General features: G+C 62.6%; 18 protein-coding genes. 12 read left to right on the forward strand and 6 right to left on the reverse strand.

Annotated features, from left to right (window positions below; translation table 11 throughout):
* The first annotated feature begins 8 nt into the window (after window positions 1-8).
* Window positions 9-386 (forward strand): 50S ribosomal protein L19, encoded by a 378-nt coding sequence (rplS, locus tag V7M64_RS07460; protein ID WP_333678216.1) that lies wholly within the window; start codon window positions 9-11, stop codon window positions 384-386.
* A gap of 199 nt (window positions 387-585) precedes the next feature.
* Here rplS and V7M64_RS07465 read toward each other — a convergent pair whose 3' ends face one another.
* Both V7M64_RS07465 and epmB read right to left on the reverse strand, forming a co-directional pair.
* The gene (locus V7M64_RS07465) at window positions 586-2643 is read right to left on the reverse strand and encodes an EAL domain-containing protein (protein ID WP_333678217.1); all 2058 of its coding nucleotides are present in this window, start codon (window positions 2641-2643) and stop codon (window positions 586-588) included.
* A 204-nt stretch (window positions 2644-2847) separates the two neighbouring features.
* Entirely contained in the window at window positions 2848-3858 is a 1011-nt protein-coding gene (gene epmB / locus V7M64_RS07470) for an EF-P beta-lysylation protein EpmB (protein WP_333678219.1), read from the reverse strand.
* A gap of 83 nt (window positions 3859-3941) precedes the next feature.
* Here epmB and efp point away from each other — a divergent pair, with 83 nt between their 5' ends.
* The 8 genes from efp (at window position 3942) to V7M64_RS07510 (ending at window position 10115) form a co-directional block, all read left to right on the forward strand.
* On the forward strand, window positions 3942-4511 hold the full coding sequence (efp, locus tag V7M64_RS07475; protein ID WP_333678220.1) for an elongation factor P: 570 nt from the start codon (window positions 3942-3944) through the stop codon (window positions 4509-4511).
* Between the two features lie 189 nt (window positions 4512-4700).
* A complete protein-coding gene (locus V7M64_RS07480) occupies window positions 4701-6044 on the forward strand; it encodes a TRZ/ATZ family hydrolase (RefSeq protein ID WP_333678221.1) in 1344 nt (447 codons plus the stop codon).
* Entirely contained in the window at window positions 6041-6295 is a 255-nt protein-coding gene (locus V7M64_RS07485; RefSeq protein WP_333678223.1) for a YciI family protein, read from the forward strand. The genes V7M64_RS07480 and V7M64_RS07485 overlap by 4 nt, the downstream gene beginning before the upstream one ends.
* 27 nt (window positions 6296-6322) lie before the next feature.
* Complete coding sequence (gene ubiG, locus V7M64_RS07490; RefSeq protein ID WP_333678224.1) at window positions 6323-7030, forward strand: bifunctional 2-polyprenyl-6-hydroxyphenol methylase/3-demethylubiquinol 3-O-methyltransferase UbiG; 708 nt, start codon at window positions 6323-6325, stop codon at window positions 7028-7030.
* Window positions 7027-7701, forward strand: a complete 675-nt coding sequence (locus V7M64_RS07495; RefSeq protein WP_333678226.1) for an HAD-IA family hydrolase — start codon at window positions 7027-7029, stop codon at window positions 7699-7701. The genes ubiG and V7M64_RS07495 overlap by 4 nt, the downstream gene beginning before the upstream one ends.
* The gene (locus V7M64_RS07500; protein ID WP_333678227.1) at window positions 7698-8555 is read left to right on the forward strand and encodes a squalene/phytoene synthase family protein; all 858 of its coding nucleotides are present in this window, start codon (window positions 7698-7700) and stop codon (window positions 8553-8555) included. Before V7M64_RS07495 ends, V7M64_RS07500 begins: the two co-directional genes overlap by 4 nt.
* 120 nt (window positions 8556-8675) lie before the next feature.
* Window positions 8676-9626, forward strand: coding sequence for a GTP cyclohydrolase FolE2 (gene folE2, locus V7M64_RS07505; RefSeq protein WP_333678229.1), 951 nt, complete (start codon window positions 8676-8678; stop codon window positions 9624-9626).
* Window positions 9627-9686: 60 nt separating this feature from the next.
* A complete protein-coding gene (locus V7M64_RS07510; protein ID WP_333678230.1) occupies window positions 9687-10115 on the forward strand; it encodes a YbaY family lipoprotein in 429 nt (142 codons plus the stop codon).
* Window positions 10116-10166: 51 nt separating this feature from the next.
* Here the strand turns inward: V7M64_RS07510 and V7M64_RS07515 are convergent, their stop codons facing one another.
* Both V7M64_RS07515 and yidD read right to left on the reverse strand, forming a co-directional pair.
* Complete coding sequence (locus V7M64_RS07515) at window positions 10167-11504, reverse strand: dihydroorotase (protein WP_333678231.1); 1338 nt, start codon at window positions 11502-11504, stop codon at window positions 10167-10169.
* A gap of 46 nt (window positions 11505-11550) precedes the next feature.
* The gene (yidD, locus tag V7M64_RS07520; protein ID WP_333678290.1) at window positions 11551-11820 is read right to left on the reverse strand and encodes a membrane protein insertion efficiency factor YidD; all 270 of its coding nucleotides are present in this window, start codon (window positions 11818-11820) and stop codon (window positions 11551-11553) included.
* A 141-nt stretch (window positions 11821-11961) separates the two neighbouring features.
* Here yidD and dksA point away from each other — a divergent pair, with 141 nt between their 5' ends.
* On the forward strand, window positions 11962-13047 hold the full coding sequence (dksA, locus tag V7M64_RS07525; RefSeq protein WP_333678233.1) for an RNA polymerase-binding protein DksA: 1086 nt from the start codon (window positions 11962-11964) through the stop codon (window positions 13045-13047).
* 117 nt (window positions 13048-13164) lie between these two features.
* Here the strand turns inward: dksA and V7M64_RS07530 are convergent, their stop codons facing one another.
* Complete coding sequence (locus tag V7M64_RS07530; protein WP_333678235.1) at window positions 13165-13593, reverse strand: SufE family protein; 429 nt, start codon at window positions 13591-13593, stop codon at window positions 13165-13167.
* 49 nt (window positions 13594-13642) lie between these two features.
* Window positions 13643-15019, reverse strand: a complete 1377-nt coding sequence (gene cysS / locus V7M64_RS07535; RefSeq protein WP_333678237.1) for a cysteine--tRNA ligase — start codon at window positions 15017-15019, stop codon at window positions 13643-13645.
* Between the two features lie 415 nt (window positions 15020-15434).
* Here cysS and V7M64_RS07540 point away from each other — a divergent pair, with 415 nt between their 5' ends.
* Together V7M64_RS07540 and V7M64_RS07545 are read left to right on the forward strand one after the other, a co-directional pair.
* Window positions 15435-15998 (forward strand): glycine zipper 2TM domain-containing protein, encoded by a 564-nt coding sequence (locus V7M64_RS07540; RefSeq protein WP_333678240.1) that lies wholly within the window; start codon window positions 15435-15437, stop codon window positions 15996-15998.
* 314 nt (window positions 15999-16312) lie between these two features.
* Entirely contained in the window at window positions 16313-17320 is a 1008-nt protein-coding gene (locus tag V7M64_RS07545; protein ID WP_333678242.1) for an N-acetylornithine carbamoyltransferase, read from the forward strand.
* Window positions 17321-17327: the final 7 nt, after the last annotated feature.

Below are 17327 nucleotides of genomic sequence, written 5' to 3' on the forward strand. Positions count from 1 at the left end.
GTGTTGTCATGAACAAAATCATCGAACAGTTCGAAGCCGAGCAGATCACCCGCCAGCTGCCGGAGTTCGGCCCTGGCGACACCGTGGTGGTCAACGTCAAGGTGAAGGAAGGCAACCGCGAGCGCGTACAGGCGTTCGAGGGCGTGGTGATTGCCAAGCGTAGCCGCGGCCTGCATTCGGCCTTCACCGTGCGCAAGATCTCGCACGGCACGGGCGTGGAGCGCGTGTTCCAGGCGCATAGCCCGAGCATCGAGTCGGTGCAGGTGAAGCGCAAGGGCAAGGTGCGTGGCGCCAAGCTGTACTACCTGCGCAACCTCGAAGGTAAGGCGGCTCGCATCAAGGAAGACATTGGTGCTTCCATCGCTGCTTCCTCGTCGGCGGACTGATTCCGGGCGATGCTACAGACACAAAAACCCGCGGAGCGATCCGCGGGTTTTTGTTTTGCCTATGCCTATGGGGCATGCGGTGGGCGCCTTGGATTAAACTGGCGCATCCGGGCAGCCTGGAGATTCAGTTGGGTTACGTTGCGCCAACTCACCTACGTGCCGCCTGAGGGTAGGGATGTACCGGCGTCCCTGAAGACTTCTACATATTTGCCACGAGCGGCTGCGGTTCCTGCAGGAAGTTGCCTTGCACGAAGTCCACGCCGCAGGCAAACAGCAGTGAGGTGCTGGCGGCATCCTCCACCCACTCGGCCACGGTCAGGCGCTTCATCTCGTGCGCCTGCTGGCAGATCTCGGTAACCTTCTTCTGGTTTTCCGGATGCTGCGGCAGATCGGCCATGAAGCTGCGGTCGATCTTCAAATAATCCGCGTCGATGTGATTGAGCAGCTGGAACGAGTTAAGACCAGAGCCGAACTGTTCCAGCGCGAAGGAGCCACCGAGCTGCTTCCATCCAGTGATGAACTCCTGCGCCGGGCGCAGCATCGTCACCACCTTGCTTTCGGTCATTTCCAGCACCAGGCGGCCGTGCTTGAGCGCTGCCTGCTTTAGCGCGCGCTCCAGCCACGACAGCAAGTTGGCGTGCTGCTGCATGGAATCCGGTGTGAGCTTGACGAAGAAGGTGGTTGGGATGCCATGCCGGTCGCGAGCTTTCAAGGCGCCGATGGCCTGGTTGAGCACCCAGCGATCGATTTCGGCATTCAGCCCGTACTTTTCCGCGATTGGCATAAAGAAGCCCGGCGAGACTTCTCCTTGCGGACCATTCATGCGCAGCAGGATTTCCGAATAATCGCCCTCGGCATCCTGCAGGCTGATGGTCTGCTGGTGATACAGCGCAAATTCGTTCTGGGTGAGCGCGCGGCGGAGCAAGTTCAGCCAATTGCGCTCGCGTTCGGCGTCGGCCTTTTCTCTGGCTGCCGGATCGTGCAATTCGCTGCGATTGCCGCCTTGGCCCTGCGCACTGCGCAGCGCCTGGCCGGCCTGGTTCAACAGCATCTCGGCGTTGGCGTTCTTTTCGCCCAGCAGGCTGCCGCCGATGCTGGCGGTCAAGGTGATCGACTGCGTGCCCAGGTCAAAGATTTCGCTGGAGATGGCCTTCTGCAGGGTGTCGATCCAGGCCCGGATGGCTTCATCGGTTTCCGTATGCAGGATTACGCCGACGGTATGTTCGGCCAGCAGGCCGGCGATATCTTCCTGGCGCAGCTGTGCGGTGACGCGGTGGGCGAAGGCAGCCAGCAATTCATCCGCCTTGCCCAGGCCGATGTTGTTGACGAGGTGCGCCCAATTGTCCGGCTCGATCAGCAGCATCGTCTGCCCCTTTCGGCCTTCGCTGGCGACGGCCACGGCGTTGTCGATGCATTCCAGCGTACGGGCACGGTTGAACAAGCCGGTGACCGGATCACGCTGCAATTGCTCCACCAGCGACGGATCGATCTGCTGTCGTCGGAACACGATCTGCAAGCAGGGCTCGCCTTCGAAGGTGGCATGGGCGAATTCGGCGGTGGCCGGGAAGGTGCTGCCATCGGCGCGGCGGGCGTGTAATTCCAGGCGGTATTCGGCCTTCTCGCCTTTCGACAACGCACGCAGCAAATTCTTGAAGGCATCCGCATCGGCCGGACCGATCAGGTCCAGCACCGGCAGGCCCAGCAGGTCGTCGTAGTCGGTATAGCCGAACGTATCGAGGTAGGAGCGGTTGGCGCGCACGTGCATGCCTTCGTGCACGTAGGCGATGGGATCGTTGGAGGAGTCCAGCAACGCATCGCAGCGGCGCTCCGATTCGCGCAGCGCCGCTTCCAGCCGGCGAACCTGGCGGCGTGCGTGCAGCGATTCGAATTCGCGACGGATAACAGTAATCAGCTGCTTGGGTTGGCTGCGCGAACCGACACCATGCACCACGCCATCCTGAAACATGTCCGCGACGCTTTGTTCGTCGATTTTTGCGACACAAGCGATCAGGGCAATGTCGCGGGCGCTGGCATCAATTTGCTGCGCCACATGGCGCAGCGACAGCCCGCTGACGCTTGGGTTGTACAAAACCACGTCGGGGCCGAGTTCCTCCAGCGCCGCATGGACTTGCTCGGTAGTGGTTGCTCGCGCTGGGCGAACGGCAATGCCTGAGTTACGCAACAAAGTATTGATGTGTTCCGCGTCCTCAACCGAATTCTCGATAAAGAGGATCTTGATGACGGAGTCTGTCTTCATGGGCGCGTCGTGCTTTCCTTCGATAGGGGCTGCTCGCGCGGAAGGCATCCGAGGGCAAGCCGGCACTGAATATAGGGTGTTTTAACGGATTCCTTGCAGACCTGCCAGCATCAATGCGTGCATTGGTGACGAAGCGCAGGCATACGGTTGTCCCCCGCCTGTTTTTCGTCAAGGGCATGCGGCTGGCATGGCCCATGAGGACAGTCAAAGTGGCCGCTTCGACGGATCGCCTCCCACCTCACGCACCAGCTTGGGTACCAGGTACCCTGGCAGGTGGCCGCGCATGCATTCGATCAGTGCCCGTGCCTGGGTATCGCTTACCTCGAAATGCGCTGCGCCCTGCACGCGATCGAGCTGATGCAGGTAATAAGGCAGCACGCCTGCGGCAAACATGCGTTCCGACAGCCTTATCAGCGTATCGGCATCATCGTTGATTCCCTTGAGCAGCACGGCCTGGTTGAGCAGTGTCGCACCGGCTTCGCGCAGGCGTGCGCAAGCCTCGTCTACGGGGGCATCGAACTCGTTGGCGTGATTGGCGTGCAAGACCACCACCTTTTGGATGGGCAGTGCCCTCAGCCACTCGACGAAAGGTGTGTCGATACGCTCGGGGAGCACCACCGGCAGGCGGGTATGGATGCGCAATCGCGTCACGTGAGGGATGCCGGCCAGCCCGCGGCCAAGCTCTTCCAGCTTGCCGGTGGCCAGCGCCAGCGGATCGCCGCCGGACAGAATCAGCTCGCTGATCGATGCGTCCTGGCGAACGTTTTCCAGCGCCTGGTGCCATTGACCGGCCGCGGCCATCTCCTCGCCGTAAGGAAAATGACGTCGAAAACAATACCGGCAATTCACCGCGCAGCTGCCGCTGGCGATCAGCAAGGCACGCCCCTGATACTTATGCAACACGCCCTTGGCCGAGCGGGCCGCCATATCGCCCACGGCGTCTGTGCTGAAGCCAGGCATCGGCCGTGTCTCGGCCAGCTGGGGCAGCACCTGCAGCAACAGCGGGTCGCGGGCATCGGCCTTACGCATGCGGCCGGCAAAACCACGGGGCACGCGCAGCGGGAAGCCGGCATCGTCGGCAGGCAGCGTATCGGCAAGCTGCTCCAGCCCCACCATCGCCAATAATTCGCGCGTATCGGTAATGGCTTCGCGCCATAGCGTGCGCCAGTCGGGCTCGGGCGGTGATAGGCGGGCAGCGTGGCTTGCGGTTATCATAATGAGTCTTGAACCGGGCCCAGGCCCGGGAACCGCTTATTCTAGCTGCCTGCCGGCGGCATCACATCTGGAGCACATAGCGCATGGCCACCGTCGGTCTCAACGACGTCAAGAAGGGTATGAAGATCCTTCACAACAATGACCCGTGGGTCATTACCGACGCCGATTTCATCAAGCCCGGCAAAGGTCAGGCGTTCACCCGCATCTTCATCCGCAACCTGAAGAACGGGCGCACCACCGAGCAGACGATGAAGTCCAGTGACAGCTTCGAAGTCGCCGACATCGTCGATACCGATATGCAATACCTGTACTCCGATGGCGAATTCTGGCACTTCATGCACCAGGAAAGCTTCGAGCAGCATCAAGCCAGCAAGGTCGGCATGGGTGATGCGGCCAAGTGGCTCAAGGGCGAAGAAGAATGCGTGGTCACGCTGTTCAACGGCGAGATCATTGCGGTGCAGCCGCCGAACTTCGTCGAACTGAAGATCACCGAGACCGATCCTGGCCTGCGCGGCGATACCTCCGGTGGCGGTGGCAAGCCGGCGACGCTGGAAACCGGCGCCGTGGTGCGCGTGCCGTTGTTCGTCAGCACGGATGAAGTGATCAAGGTCGACACCCGCACCGGCGAATACGTCAGCCGCGTCGGCAAGTGACGTACTGGCCGCGCGCTTCAGCGCGGCTTGCCAGTAGGTCATCCCGGTGAAGGCCGGCATCCAGTGAGGCACCAGTGCGTAGCACGCAACATATTGAGCGCAGTCTTCACTAGGACGACAAGCAACCCCGCGGGGCGGTCATCGTAAGATGTACCGCCCCGTTTCATATCCCCACATCAAAGAATCCCCATGACGACCCAGACCGCGCCGCAGCCTGTGGATGTACTCATCGAAGCCCGTTGGGTGGTGCCGGTCGAACCGCGTGGCGTGGTATTAGAACACCACGCCGTCGTTGTTCATGCCGATCGCATCGTGGCCATACTGCCGATCGCCGAGGCGCGCCATGCCTATGCGCCGCGCGAGCGGGTTGAGCTGGGCGAACACGTGCTAATCCCCGGTCTGATCAACACCCACGCACACAATCCCATGACCTTGATGCGCGGTCTGGCTGACGACTTGCCGCTGATGGTCTGGCTGCAGCAACACATCTGGCCGGTCGAGGCAAAGGTGATCGGTCCCGAATTCGTGCGCGATGGCGTAGAACTGGCCATCGCCGAGATGCTGCGCGGTGGTACCACCTGCGCCAACGAAAACTATTTCTTTCCGGACGCCATCGGTGCGACTTACCGCAAGCATGGTTTCCGCGCCGTCATCGCCTTGCCGGTGATCCAGTTTCCTACCGCATGGGCGCGCACGCAGGACGAATATTTCGAGCGGGCCGGCGAAACGCACGACAGCTTCCGCAACGATCCGCTGGTTCGCACGGCATTCGGGCCGCATGCGCCGTACACCGTGTCCGACGAATCCTTCGAGCGCATCCGTATGCTGGCCGATCAGCTGGATATCCCGGTGCATCTGCATCTGCATGAAACGGCGCACGAGGTGGAGGAGGAGCGCAAGAAAAGCGGCCTGCGCCCGTTCCAGCGCCTACAGAAACTGGGCCTGGTCAATGACCGCCTGATCGCCGTGCACATGACCCAGCTCACCGACGGCGAAATTGCCGCCTGCGCCGAGGCCGGTGTGTCGGTGGTGCATTGTCCAGAATCCAACCTGAAATTGGCTTCCGGCTTCTGCCCGGCGGAAAAGCTGCGCAAGGCTGGTGTGAACGTTGCGCTGGGTACCGATGGCGCCGCATCCAACAATGACTTGGACATGTTCGGCGAAATGCGCACCGCGGCGCTGCTGGCCAAGGCGGTGGCCGATGACGCCGCCGCGTTCGATGCCGAGTACGCACTGCGCACCGCCACCATCCAGGCCGCCAAGGCGCTGGGCCTGGATGCGGAAATCGGCTCGATCGAAGCCGGCAAGCAGGCAGACTTGGCAGCGGTCCGGTTGAGCGATCTGGAAACGCAGCCGTTGTTCCACGTTGTGTCCCAACTCATCTATGCCACTGGCCGCCACCAGGTCACCGACGTATGGATCGCCGGCAAGCGCAAGCTCGCCGGTCGCGAACTGGTGGACATGGATCTGGACGGCATCATGGGACGCACGCATGCATGGCGCGAGCGCATCGCGGCATTGGATCCGGCATGACACGTTTCCTCGTCATGCTGATGCGCAGGCCGCAAGTTGATCCTGCCGTGATACCGCTGCATCAAGCGTTTCTGGACACGCTGCGCGAGCAGGGGCGCAATGAGATGTCCGGCCCCTTTGCAGACCGCTCCGGCGGCGCCTATCTGCTACGTGCGCAATCCATGGACGAGGCCTTGGCGATCGCCCACAGCGACCCGGCGCATACTAGCGGCGGCTGGGATGTCACGGTCTACGAATGGAACACCCACTAAACACCGGATTCACGGGAGTTGTTCGTCATGCAAGCTACGCAAAACGTCAGCCATAAAGAAATTGCGCGCTTCGACAAACTGGCCTCGCGCTGGTGGGATCCGGACGGTGAATCACGGCCGTTGCACGATCTCAATCCCGTCCGCCTCGACTATGTCGCGTCGCGTTTGGCCTTGCGTGGTTCGCGTGTGGCCGACGTGGGTTGTGGCGGCGGCCTGCTGAGCGAAGCCCTCGCGCGCGCCGGTGCCGACGTGGTCGGCATCGACATGGGGCTGAAGGTTATCGAGATCGCTCGATTGCATCTGCACGAGTCGAACGTGCAAGTGGACTACCGCAAGCAGTCCTCCGCGGAACTTGCCGCAGCTGAGCCGGCCAGCTTCGATGGCGTGTGCTGCATGGAACTGATCGAACACATTCCTGATCCGGCGGCACTCGTGCACGATCTGGCTGTCATGCTGAAGCCGGGCGCAAGACTGTTCATGTCCACGCTCAACCGCACTCCGGCTTCGTTCGGTGCGGCCATCATCGGCGCGGAGTACATCGCGCGCCTGTTGCCGCGCGGTACGCATCACTATGCGCAATTCCTCAAGCCGTCCGAACTCGCGCGCTTGCTGCGGCATGAGGGCCTGGAACTGGAAGACATCAGCGGCCTGGGCTACAACCCGATCACGCGCAAGGCATGGCTAAGCCGCATCACCGCCGTCAACTATCTCGTCTGCGCACGCAAACCCGCATGAAGCCACTACCCGTATCGCCTCAAGGCGTTTTGTTCGACCTGGACGGCACGTTGCTGGACAGCGCCCCCGACCTGCATGCCGCGCTGGCTGTTTACTGCAATGAAGTGGGTGCAGCCGTTCCTTCGTACGCAGCGGTGCGCACCGTGGTGTCGCGCGGTTCGCGCGCCATCCTGCGCTGTGCCTTCGATGAAGGCGACGACGCACTGCTTGAGCGCATGCCGCGTTATCTGGAGCTTTACCACGGCATGATGTCGCGCCATACGCGTCCCTTCGAAGGCATCGACGCATTGCTCGACACACTCGAGGTCCATGGCATTGCCTGGGGCATCGTTACCAACAAGCCCGGCTATCTCACCGATGATCTGGTGAAGCAGATCGGCTGGGGCGAACGCGTGTGCGCGGTGGTGTCAGGCGACACGTTGCCCGTGCGCAAGCCCGACCCGGCCCCTGTGCTGCTGGCATGCGAACGTGCTGCGCTGGAGCCCGCGCGCTGCCTTTTTGTAGGCGATGATCGCCGCGACGTGCAGGCCGGACACGCCGCCGGTCTCTATACCGTCGCCGTCCAATGGGGCTATCTCGACGGCGGCGATCCACACAGCTGGGGCGCCGAGCTTGTCGTGGCACACCCGCGTGACTTGACCGAGTTGCTCAAGTTGACGGTTCCGGCGTGAGCGAAGAAGTTTCCCTGCACGGCGCGCTGCAAAGCTACGTCGATAAATGGCTGGCCGTGCAACCGCAACAGCGCACTGCGCTGGTGTTCGTGGATCCGGCCAAATATCCGGGACATATCGCGCTGGCGGCATGGGAACAAGAGTTGCTGTCCGCCGCCTACGGCATTCGCGAACCGCATGTGGCTGCCACCAAGCTCAATTGGTGGGCAGAAGAATTGAGCGGTGCGGCAGCCAGTGGCGGCAGGCATCCGCTGACCCGCGTTTTGTTCGATGACGAGCGTGCCCATGCGATGCCACAGGAGCGCTGGTTGGCCCCCGTATTGGCCGCGATGGCACAACTGGAAGAGGGCACGGCGGTGGATTTCGCCGCGCAACTCCATGCCGCCTCTGCCTTGCATGGCGCGCTGGCCGCACTGGAAACCGCCTGGTGGTACGGCGAAACCGCTTCGCCGGCACGCGCCGCGCGCGTGGCGACGTTGAATCATTTGCTGTTTGCCTTGCGCCGCCTGCCAGACGACGCGGAGCGCGATCGCCTGCCGTTGCCCATGGCGCGGCTGGCCCGCTTCGATCTGAGCCGCGCCGGACTGCGACAACCGAGCGAGGCGCGTGATCAGGCCATCAAGGCGCAGCTGGATGATCTGCACTCGGCCTGGAGCGAAGCCGTTCGGCTCGACGGTCCTTTGAGCGTTTTCCGAGCGCTGGAAGCCGGCGAGGCGGAGCGGCTGGTGCGCCGGGCCGCGCGCGCCGGCGAGCCGATGGAGGCGTTGCAAAAAGGTACGCCGGACCGAGGCTTCATGGCGACCATGCGCGCCTGGCGAGTGGCTCAGCGATGGCAGCAGCAGGTGAGGGGCTAAAGAGCAATAAAACGCACTGTTTCCAAAGCAAGGCCTGTTGCGGCGCGGCGAGCTGCCCCAAGATTGGCTCCGTGACAGCCTTGTACAGCTCCCCTGTAGAGGGGTGATTGAGGAGCTCCCATGCATACCCATGAAAACACTGTCCGCCTGATGCCAGATGTTGCCGCCCAGGCACAGCCGCATCTGGCTGGGGCATTGGATTGGGTGGGCATGGATGGCATTGAGGTGCCCGTACTGTTCGATGCCGGCGACGGCTCGGCGCAGCGTTCCAGCGCGCAAGTGGGTGCTTTCGTCAATCTCACCCGGCCGGACAAGCGCGGCATCCACATGTCGCGCCTGTATCTGCTGGTGGACGAATACCTGAGCGCCAGGCCGGTCGATGCCGGCCTGCTGGAATCCTTGCTACGCGCCTTCCTGGAATCGCACCATGAGCTGGCGGATCGTGCGCGCATCAGCATTCGCTTTGATCAACTCGTGCGCCGCGCTGCCTTGCGCAGCAGCAACAGCGGTTGGCGTGCCTACCCGGTTTCCATTGAAGCCAGTCTGTGCGAAGACGGCTTTCGCCTGGAATTGGGAACGGAGGTGGTTTATTCCTCGACTTGCCCCGCCTCAGCGGCGCTTTCGCGGCAACTGATCCAGGAGCAATTCGCCAAGGATTTCGATGCAAACAAGCCGTTGGATCACGCGGCGGTGCTGGCCTGGCTGGGCAGCGAAAAGGGCATCGTGGCCACGCCGCATGCGCAGCGCAGCGTGGCGCGTCTGCTGGTGCGTTTTGCCGGGGGCGCACGGCTGGATCTCATCAGTCTGCTCGATCGTGTCGAACACGCCCTGGGTACGCCGGTGCAGACCGCGGTAAAGCGCGAAGACGAGCAGGCCTTCGCCCTCGCCAACGGCGGCAACCTGATGTTCTGCGAGGATGCCGCGCGACGTATCCAGCATGCGCTCGACATCGATGAGTGCATTGCCGATTTCCATGTGCGCCTTGAACACCAGGAAAGCCTGCATCCGCACGATGCCGTGGCCTACGCCAGCAAAGGCATCGCCGGCGGCTACGGCAACGGGCGAGACTGATCCAACGCCGATGCGCGCGCGGTTGTTATCATCCGCACGTTCGCAGATGAGGAAATCCCCATGAAGATCCGCTACGGAGTGCTCCTGGCCGGCGCGTGTGTACTGGCCGGTTGCAGCTGGATGCCGCACTTCGGCAAGCACAACACGCCGCTGCCACAGCAGACGCTGATGAAGTCGTTGGCCGGCGAAGTCGACTATCACCTCGCGCACGACTTGCCGCCCGATGCTTATCTGGTCGTTACGCTCAACCGGCATGATGCGCCGGCAGGCGTGATCGCGACCGACCGCATTGCGCCGATCGGCGCCTCGCCGGTGTCGTTCGTGTTGAGCTATGAGCCGGGCGACGTGGCCAACGGCACGGATTTCCGTGTGTCGGCGAGCATCAAGCAGGGTGATCGCACCTTGGCGACCAGCGATACGCAGGCCCGCGTGCTTGGCGACTCAGGCAACAGCGGCCCGGTGTCGGTAACGATTTCCGAGTTGCACTGATGGCCGCGTGCGCCATGCCTCGCATGGAGGCATGGCGAGAGGCTAAAGGCTTCAGCGATCAAACGCCAGGCGCTCGCCGCGCACGCTTTCGTCCACGCGCATGCCGTCCCACACGCGTCGCCCGTTGACGAACGTCGACGCAATGGAATGGCTGAAGGAGTAGCCCTCGAATGGCGACCAGCCACACTTCGACAGCACTTCTTCGCGACGCACGGTATGCGGCTTGCGTGGATCGACCAGCACCAGGTCAGCCGCATAGCCTTCGCGCAGAAAGCCGCGTTCGTGCACGCTGAATAGCGTGGCCGGCGCATGGCTGACCGCTTCCACCACGCGTTCCAGCGTGAGCTTGCCTTCGGTCACGCGCTGCAAGGCCGCCTGCAGTGCAAATTGCACCAGCGGCAAGCCGGAAGGGGCCTTGTCGTAGAGCTGTGCCTTTTCTTCCAGCAGATGCGGTGCATGGTCGGTAGCGAGCACGTCGATGCGGCGCTCCGCCACCGCCCTGATGATCGCTTCGCGATCCGCGGCCGTCTTGATGGCGGGATTGCACTTGATCAGGAAGCCCAGCCGTTCGTAATCCTCGTCGCTGAAATGCAGGAAGTGCACGCAGGTTTCGGCCGTGATCTGCTTGCCCTTGAGCGGACCAGGCTGGAATAGTGCCAGTTCGTCGGCGGTGGAAATATGCAGCACGTGCAGTCGCGTGCCGTGCTTTTGCGCCAGCGAGATGGCCAGCCGGGTGGACTTGATGCAGGCCTCACGCGAGCGGATCAGCGGATGCTCGCGTGCCGGAATGTTGTCGCCGTATTTTTCGCGTGCCTTGGCGTGCAACGCATCGATCATCGGCGTGTCTTCGCAATGCGTGATGATCGGCGTGGGGGCTTCGCGGAAGATGCCGTCCAGCGTGTCGGGGTTGTCCACCAGCATGTTGCCGGTGGAGGCGCCCATGAACACCTTGATGCCCGGCGCGGCGTTGGGGTCGAGCGAGCGGATCGCCTCGAGATTGTCGTTGCTGGCGCCGAGGTAGAACGCGTAGTTCACCGCCGAGGTTTCCGCCGCGCGCGCGTACTTGGCTTCCAGCGATTCGCGGTCCAGCGCCGGCGGCTTGGTGTTGGGCATCTCCATGAAGCTGGTGATGCCGCCCGCGGCGCAGGCGCGCGATTCGTGCGTGATATCGGCTTTGTGCGTGAGCCCCGGTTCGCGAAAGTGCACTTGGTCATCGACCATGCCGGGCAGCAGCCAGAGCCCTGTCGCATCGATCACCTGCTCGCCGGGGCGAGCGTTCAAGCTGTCGCCGATGGCATCGATGCGGCCGTGCTTGACGCGCAGGTCGGCGTGGAAGCGGCGACCTTCATTGACCAGTTCGGCGTTCTTGATCAGCCAATCGGTGGACATGCGAACTCCTCAAGGAAAAGGGAAAGGCATTGGACTTGCGCCGCGCTCAAGCAGCCCCATCTTCCGGTTCCCTGCCTGCGGCATGGCAGCCGGAAAAGTGGAAGTGCCCGGGTACCGGATCGTTACCGCCCGAGCACAGCGGCTGACAGCGTAGTATCCGCCATCCGGCCAGCAGGCTGCCGCGCCATGGACCAAAGCGGGAGACAGCAATGCGTGCATAATCGGAGCAACTGGGGTAAAAGCGACAACGCTGTCCTAACAGAGGGCTCACGAAGCGCTTGTAGAGATTGAGCAGGAAGATAATCAACCGATGCACGGCGTTCACATGGCCGAAGCCGCTTTGAGACCCGAGGGTGGAAGTATTCCAGAAGGTGTAAGTATCCCAAAGGGATGGTTGCCGGTGTGAAGGGTATTGGGCTATAACAGCCGGCCGCCAAGGCCAAAACGGTGAAGGTAAATGGCGAAAACCACGCATAATTCGACCGCCGCCAAGAACGCTGCAAAAGGAAAGGCTGCGGGCAAGAGCAACGACACCAAGGCCAGCAAGGCCAAGGTCGCTGCCCCCAAGTCCGTGAAAAAGGCGGCGCCGGCCAAGAAGGCCGAGGCGAAGAAAGCTCCGGTCAAGGCGGCCGCCAAGAAGGCGGCGCCAGCGCCGGCCAAGAAGGCCGTGGCCAAGCCGGTCGCCAAGGCGCATCCGAAGCATGCCGAGCCGGTCAAGGCGCCAGCCAAGAAGGCAGCCAAGCCCGAGGCCAAGAAGCCTGAGCCCAAGCACGCCGCGCCTGCCCGCAAGCCGGCGCCGGCGCCGGTCAAAAAGGCGGCTGAAAAAACCGTTGCCAAACCGGTGGCGCCCAAAGCGGCATCGGCTCCCGCCGCAGCGGTCGTGGCAAAGGCGACATCAGCTACACAAACTGCAACACCGCAAGCCGTATCATCATCTGCCGCCCGGCCCATTGCGGGTAAGGTGGCCAGTGCCGTGGGACCGTCCCCGGCGCCGCGCGTTGCGAATGCCACTGCGCAAAATTCCTCCAGCAAGAAACAAAAAACCACGCAGTCATCAATGAATAGCTCCGCTACAACGCTCGACAATGGTGTAACCCGCGAAGACGGCCGTTACGCCCTGCCCATCACCACGAATATCGATCTGCCTCCGGGCTATCGGCCTTCGTCCGACGAGGAGTACATGAATCCCCGTCACCTTGCGTACTTCCGCAACAAGCTGCGCACCTGGCGCGAGCAGTTGGTGGAAGAGTCGCGCCAGACCATGGAGAACCTCCGCGACGAAGTGCGTGACGTTGGCGACGAAGCCGAACGCGCCACTCGCGAGACGGAAAACTCGCTGGAACTGCGCACGCGCGACCGCTACCGCAAGTTGATTTCCAAGATCGACAAGGCTTTGCGCCGCATCGAGGAAGGCCGTTACGGCTACTGCGAAGAGACCGATGAAGAAATCGGTCTCGAGCGCCTCGACGCCCGCCCGATCGCCACGCTCTCGCTGGATGCGCAGGAGCGTCGCGAACATCTGCAGAAGCAGATGGGCGATTGATGCTCGGGACGTAAACGAGAAAAAGCCCCGCCGAGTGCGGGGCTTTTCGCAGGCCGAGATGAAATTCCAGCTTTCTTGAGCGTCCCTGGCGCTGGGATTGCATGCCAGCCTGGAGGCCTACAGTTGCGCTGCCGCGTACGCTTTGAGCCTCACCAGCATCGCCGCCAAACCGTTCGATCGCGTCGGTGACAAATGCTTGGCCAAGCCGATTTCCTGGATGAACGCAGGCTCGGTAGCCACGATCTCGGCCGCTGGCCGATCGGAATACACGCGAAGCACCAAGGCGATCAGGCCGGAGACGATGGCCGAGTCGCTGGCCGCGTCGAAGTGCATGTTGGATGCATCGCCGCTGGGCACCAGCCATACCATCGACTGACAGCCGTGCACGCGGTAATCCTCGGTCTTTTTGTCTTCCGGAAACGGTGGCAGCTGTTTGCCGAGGTCGATCAGGTATTGGTAGCGCTCGGTCCAGTCGCCGAAGAAGGCAAACTCATCGGCGATTTCCTGTTGGGCCTGGGCGGCGGTGGCTGGGGCAAGAGTGTTCATGAGTGAATTATCGCGCGGTCCGGCTTAGTTCGGGCCGAACCACGCTGTTTCAATGTTTCACCACGCTCCAGCGCGTGCCCTGGGCGCCATCCTCGATCACCACACCCATGCTCGTCAGCTCCTCGCGGATCGCATCGGCCCGTGCAAAGTCGCGTGCGGCGCGGGCAGCGCGGCGTTCTTCCAGCAGCGTCTCGACGCGCGTTGCATCTACCGCATTGCCGCCGGCCTGCTTGAACCAGGCTTCCGGGTCCTGCTGCAGCAATCCCAGCGCCGCGCCGCCACCGAGCAGGGCGGCCTTGCTGCCAGCGCTCGGAGCCTGCCGCGCGGCATCGGCCAGCAACGAGAGTTCGGCCAGCGCTTGCGGGGTGTTGAGATCGTCGCAAAGGGCGGCCTCCAGGCGTTCCGGCACCGGCAATGGCTGGATCATGTCGACGATGACGCCGCTCAGTTCGCGCAGCACGCGATACCAGCCATCCAGCGTGCTGATGGCCTGCGCGACGGCCGCGTCCGACCAGTCCAGCGGCTGGCGGTAATGGCCGCGCAGCAGCAGCAGGCGCAACGCTTCGTGCGGATGCTGCTTGAGCAGCTCATGCACGTGCAGCACATTGCCCAGCGACTTGGACATCTTGCGCCCATCGAAGGTGAGCATGCCGTTGTGCAGCCACCAGCGCGCAAACACCTTGCCGCCGTGCGCACAGGTGGATTGGGCGATTTCGTTTTCGTGATGGGGAAACTGCAAATCGACGCCGCCGGCATGGATGTCGATGGTTTCGCCCAGATGCGCCGCGCTCATGGCCGAGCACTCGATATGCCAGCCGGGCCGCCCGCGGCCCCAGGGGCTGTCCCAGCCGGGCAGTTCCGGAGTGGAAGGCTTCCACAGCACGAAGTCGGTGGGGTTCCTTTTGTACGGCGCCACTTCCACGCGCGCGCCGGCGATCAGCTCGTCCGTATCACGGCCAGACAGCGCACCGTAGGCCGAGTAGGAAGCCACGTCGAACAGCACGTGCCCTTCGGCCTCATAGGCGTGTCCGTTGGCGATCAGCGTCTGGATCATCGCGGTGATCTGGCCGATATGCGCGGTGGCGTGCGGCTCGACGTCCGGCGGGGCAATGCCCAGCCCGGCCATGTCCTCGCGGTAGGCCTGGGCGAAGCGGCTGGTGATCTGGCCGATCGGCACGCCCTGCTCGAGCGCGGCGGCGTTGATCTTGTCGTCCACATCGGTGATGTTGCGGGCATAGACCACCCCGGCGTAATGCCGGCGCAGCAACTTCACCAGCACGTCGAACACCGCCGGGCCGCGCGCGTTGCCGATATGGACATAGTTGTAGACCGTGGGCCCGCACAGATATACCGTCACCCGGTTCGGATCGAGCGGCAAAAAAGGCTCGGTGCGACGGCTGAGGCTGTTGTAAAGCGAGATCGGCATGGCTGGGCACGGTCGGGTCAATAAGCCCGCCATCTTATCAAGCTCTTGCGGCCGTGCTGGCGGGGAAAGCTCTTAAGGCATCACTAAGTATCGCTGTCGTCACCAGTCCGAAGGCCTGCGAACAGGCAGGGCTGGCCCAAACGCATTAGTTCAAATGATGGGGCGATGCCTGTAAGGCCCGCAGACTGCGCCGCGCGGCTTGAAAGGAAGCCAGTCTTTCCTGCGCCGTGCGACACACCCTGCGGGCCTTCCAGGCATCATGACCACGGCGATACTTGGTCCGTGGTGCCTTCGTTTCGCCAACCTGCCGCGAACAGGGCACTAAGTTACGGCAGTTCTAAGCGTGGATTCAGAGTGAATTTGCTGGAATTTCAACATGCGCCACGCGCCATCCTTCCTCTTCCGGAGGCTATCCATGAATAACAAGATGCTGCTGATCCCCTTGCTTGCGCTGACCGTGATGTCCACCGGCGTGATGGCGCAACAAGACGGATATCCGCCCCCGCCGCCTCCGCCGGGCGCTCCTGGTCCCGCGGCCGATAATGCGCACTATGCCTGGGCTGACGTGCTGCGTGTCGATCCGGTCTACGGCGTCGCCCGCACGTCTACGCCCAGCACGCAGTGCTACGACCAGCAGGTAGTGCAGCAGACGCCGAGCAACAAGGGCGTCGGTACCGTGCTTGGTGCCGTCGTCGGTGGCGTGCTCGGCAGCACCATCGGCCATGGCCGCGGCAACACGGCGGCGATCGTGGGCGGCGCGGTGGCAGGCGGTGCGGTTGGCAACTCCGTTTCCAGCGGTGGCCAGACTTACACCAGCAACCAGACGGTGTGCCAGCCGGTGACCCAGGTCAGCGAGCAGCGCCAGATCATTGGCTACGATGTGGAATACCGCTATCACGGCGACGTCTACATGTCGCGCCTCAGCTACGACCCGGGCGAGCGCCTGCGGGTGCGGGTCAGCGTCTCGCCAGCTGATTGATCTGCCTCATAGCCTCATATCAGGCGACCGCTGCCGCCGGCATGGTCGCCTTTCTTTTGTGAAAAATTTTCTGTTGCATGGCAACGAAAATCCCGTCATGATGACTATTCAACCACCCGGAAGCCTCATGTCTTCAGCCGTCTATACCGCTACCGTGCTTACCAGCGCCCGTATGGCCGCTGGCATGACGTCGCGTGCGCGCCGACCGCTGAATCGACATTCGGCCGGGTAGGCTGTCGCCACGTTGCATGTGTAATACGACGACTAAACCCGGCCCTTGCGCCGGGTTTTTTGTTTTTGGACTGGAGTCAACGATGTCACTTCGTCATTTCCTCACCACCCAGGATTACAGTCGCGCCGAAATCGACGCGCTGCTTGAACAGGCTGCCGCATTCAAGTGCTCGCCGCGTGGCCAGCAACTGGCCGGAAAATCGGTGGCGTTGTTGTTCTTCAATCCCTCGATGCGTACGCGCACGAGCTTCGAGTTGGGTGCGTTCCATCTAGGTGGTCACGCCATCGTGCTATCACCGGGCAAGGATGCATGGCCGATCGAATTCCGCCCCGGCGTGGTGATGGATGGTGAGGCGGAAGAGCACATTGCCGAAGTGGCACGCGTGCTGAGTCGCTACGTGGACCTGATCGCCGTGCGCGCCTTCCCGAAATTCCAGGACTGGTCGGTGGATCGCGAAGACGCCGTGATCAAGGCCTTCGCGCAGCATGCCACCGTGCCGGTGATCAACATGGAAACCATCACGCATCCATGCCAGGAACTGGCGCATGCGCTGGCGCTGAAGGAACGCTTCGGCGATCTCACCGGCCGCAAGTACGTGCTGACGTGGACCTATCACCCAAAGCCGCTGAACACTGCGGTGGCCAACTCGGCGTTGCTGATCGCCACCAAGATGGGCATGAATGTGACGCTGCTGTGCCCCACGCCCGACTACGTGCTGGACGAGCGTTATATGGCCTTCGGCGAGCAGAACGCGAAGGAAAACGGCGGCTCGCTCACGGTCAGCCACAACATCGAAGAAGCCTATCGTGGCGCCGACGTGGTGTACGCCAAGAGCTGGGGGGCACTGCCGTTCTTCGGTCGCTGGGAGCAGGAAAAGCCGATCCGCGACGCGCACAAGCACTTCATCGTCGACGAAGCAAAGATGGCGCTCACCAACAACGGTGTCTTCAGCCATTGCCTGCCGTTGCGCCGGAACATCAAGGCCACCGATGGGGTGATGGATTCGCCGGCATGCATCGCCATCGATGAAGCCGAAAACCGCCTGCACGTGCAGAAAGCCGTGATGGCTTCGCTGATCGGGCAGCGCTGAGCCCATC

It is taken from the genome of Dyella sp. (assembly GCF_036746095.1).
Lineage (GTDB): Bacteria > Pseudomonadota > Gammaproteobacteria > Xanthomonadales > Rhodanobacteraceae > Dyella_B.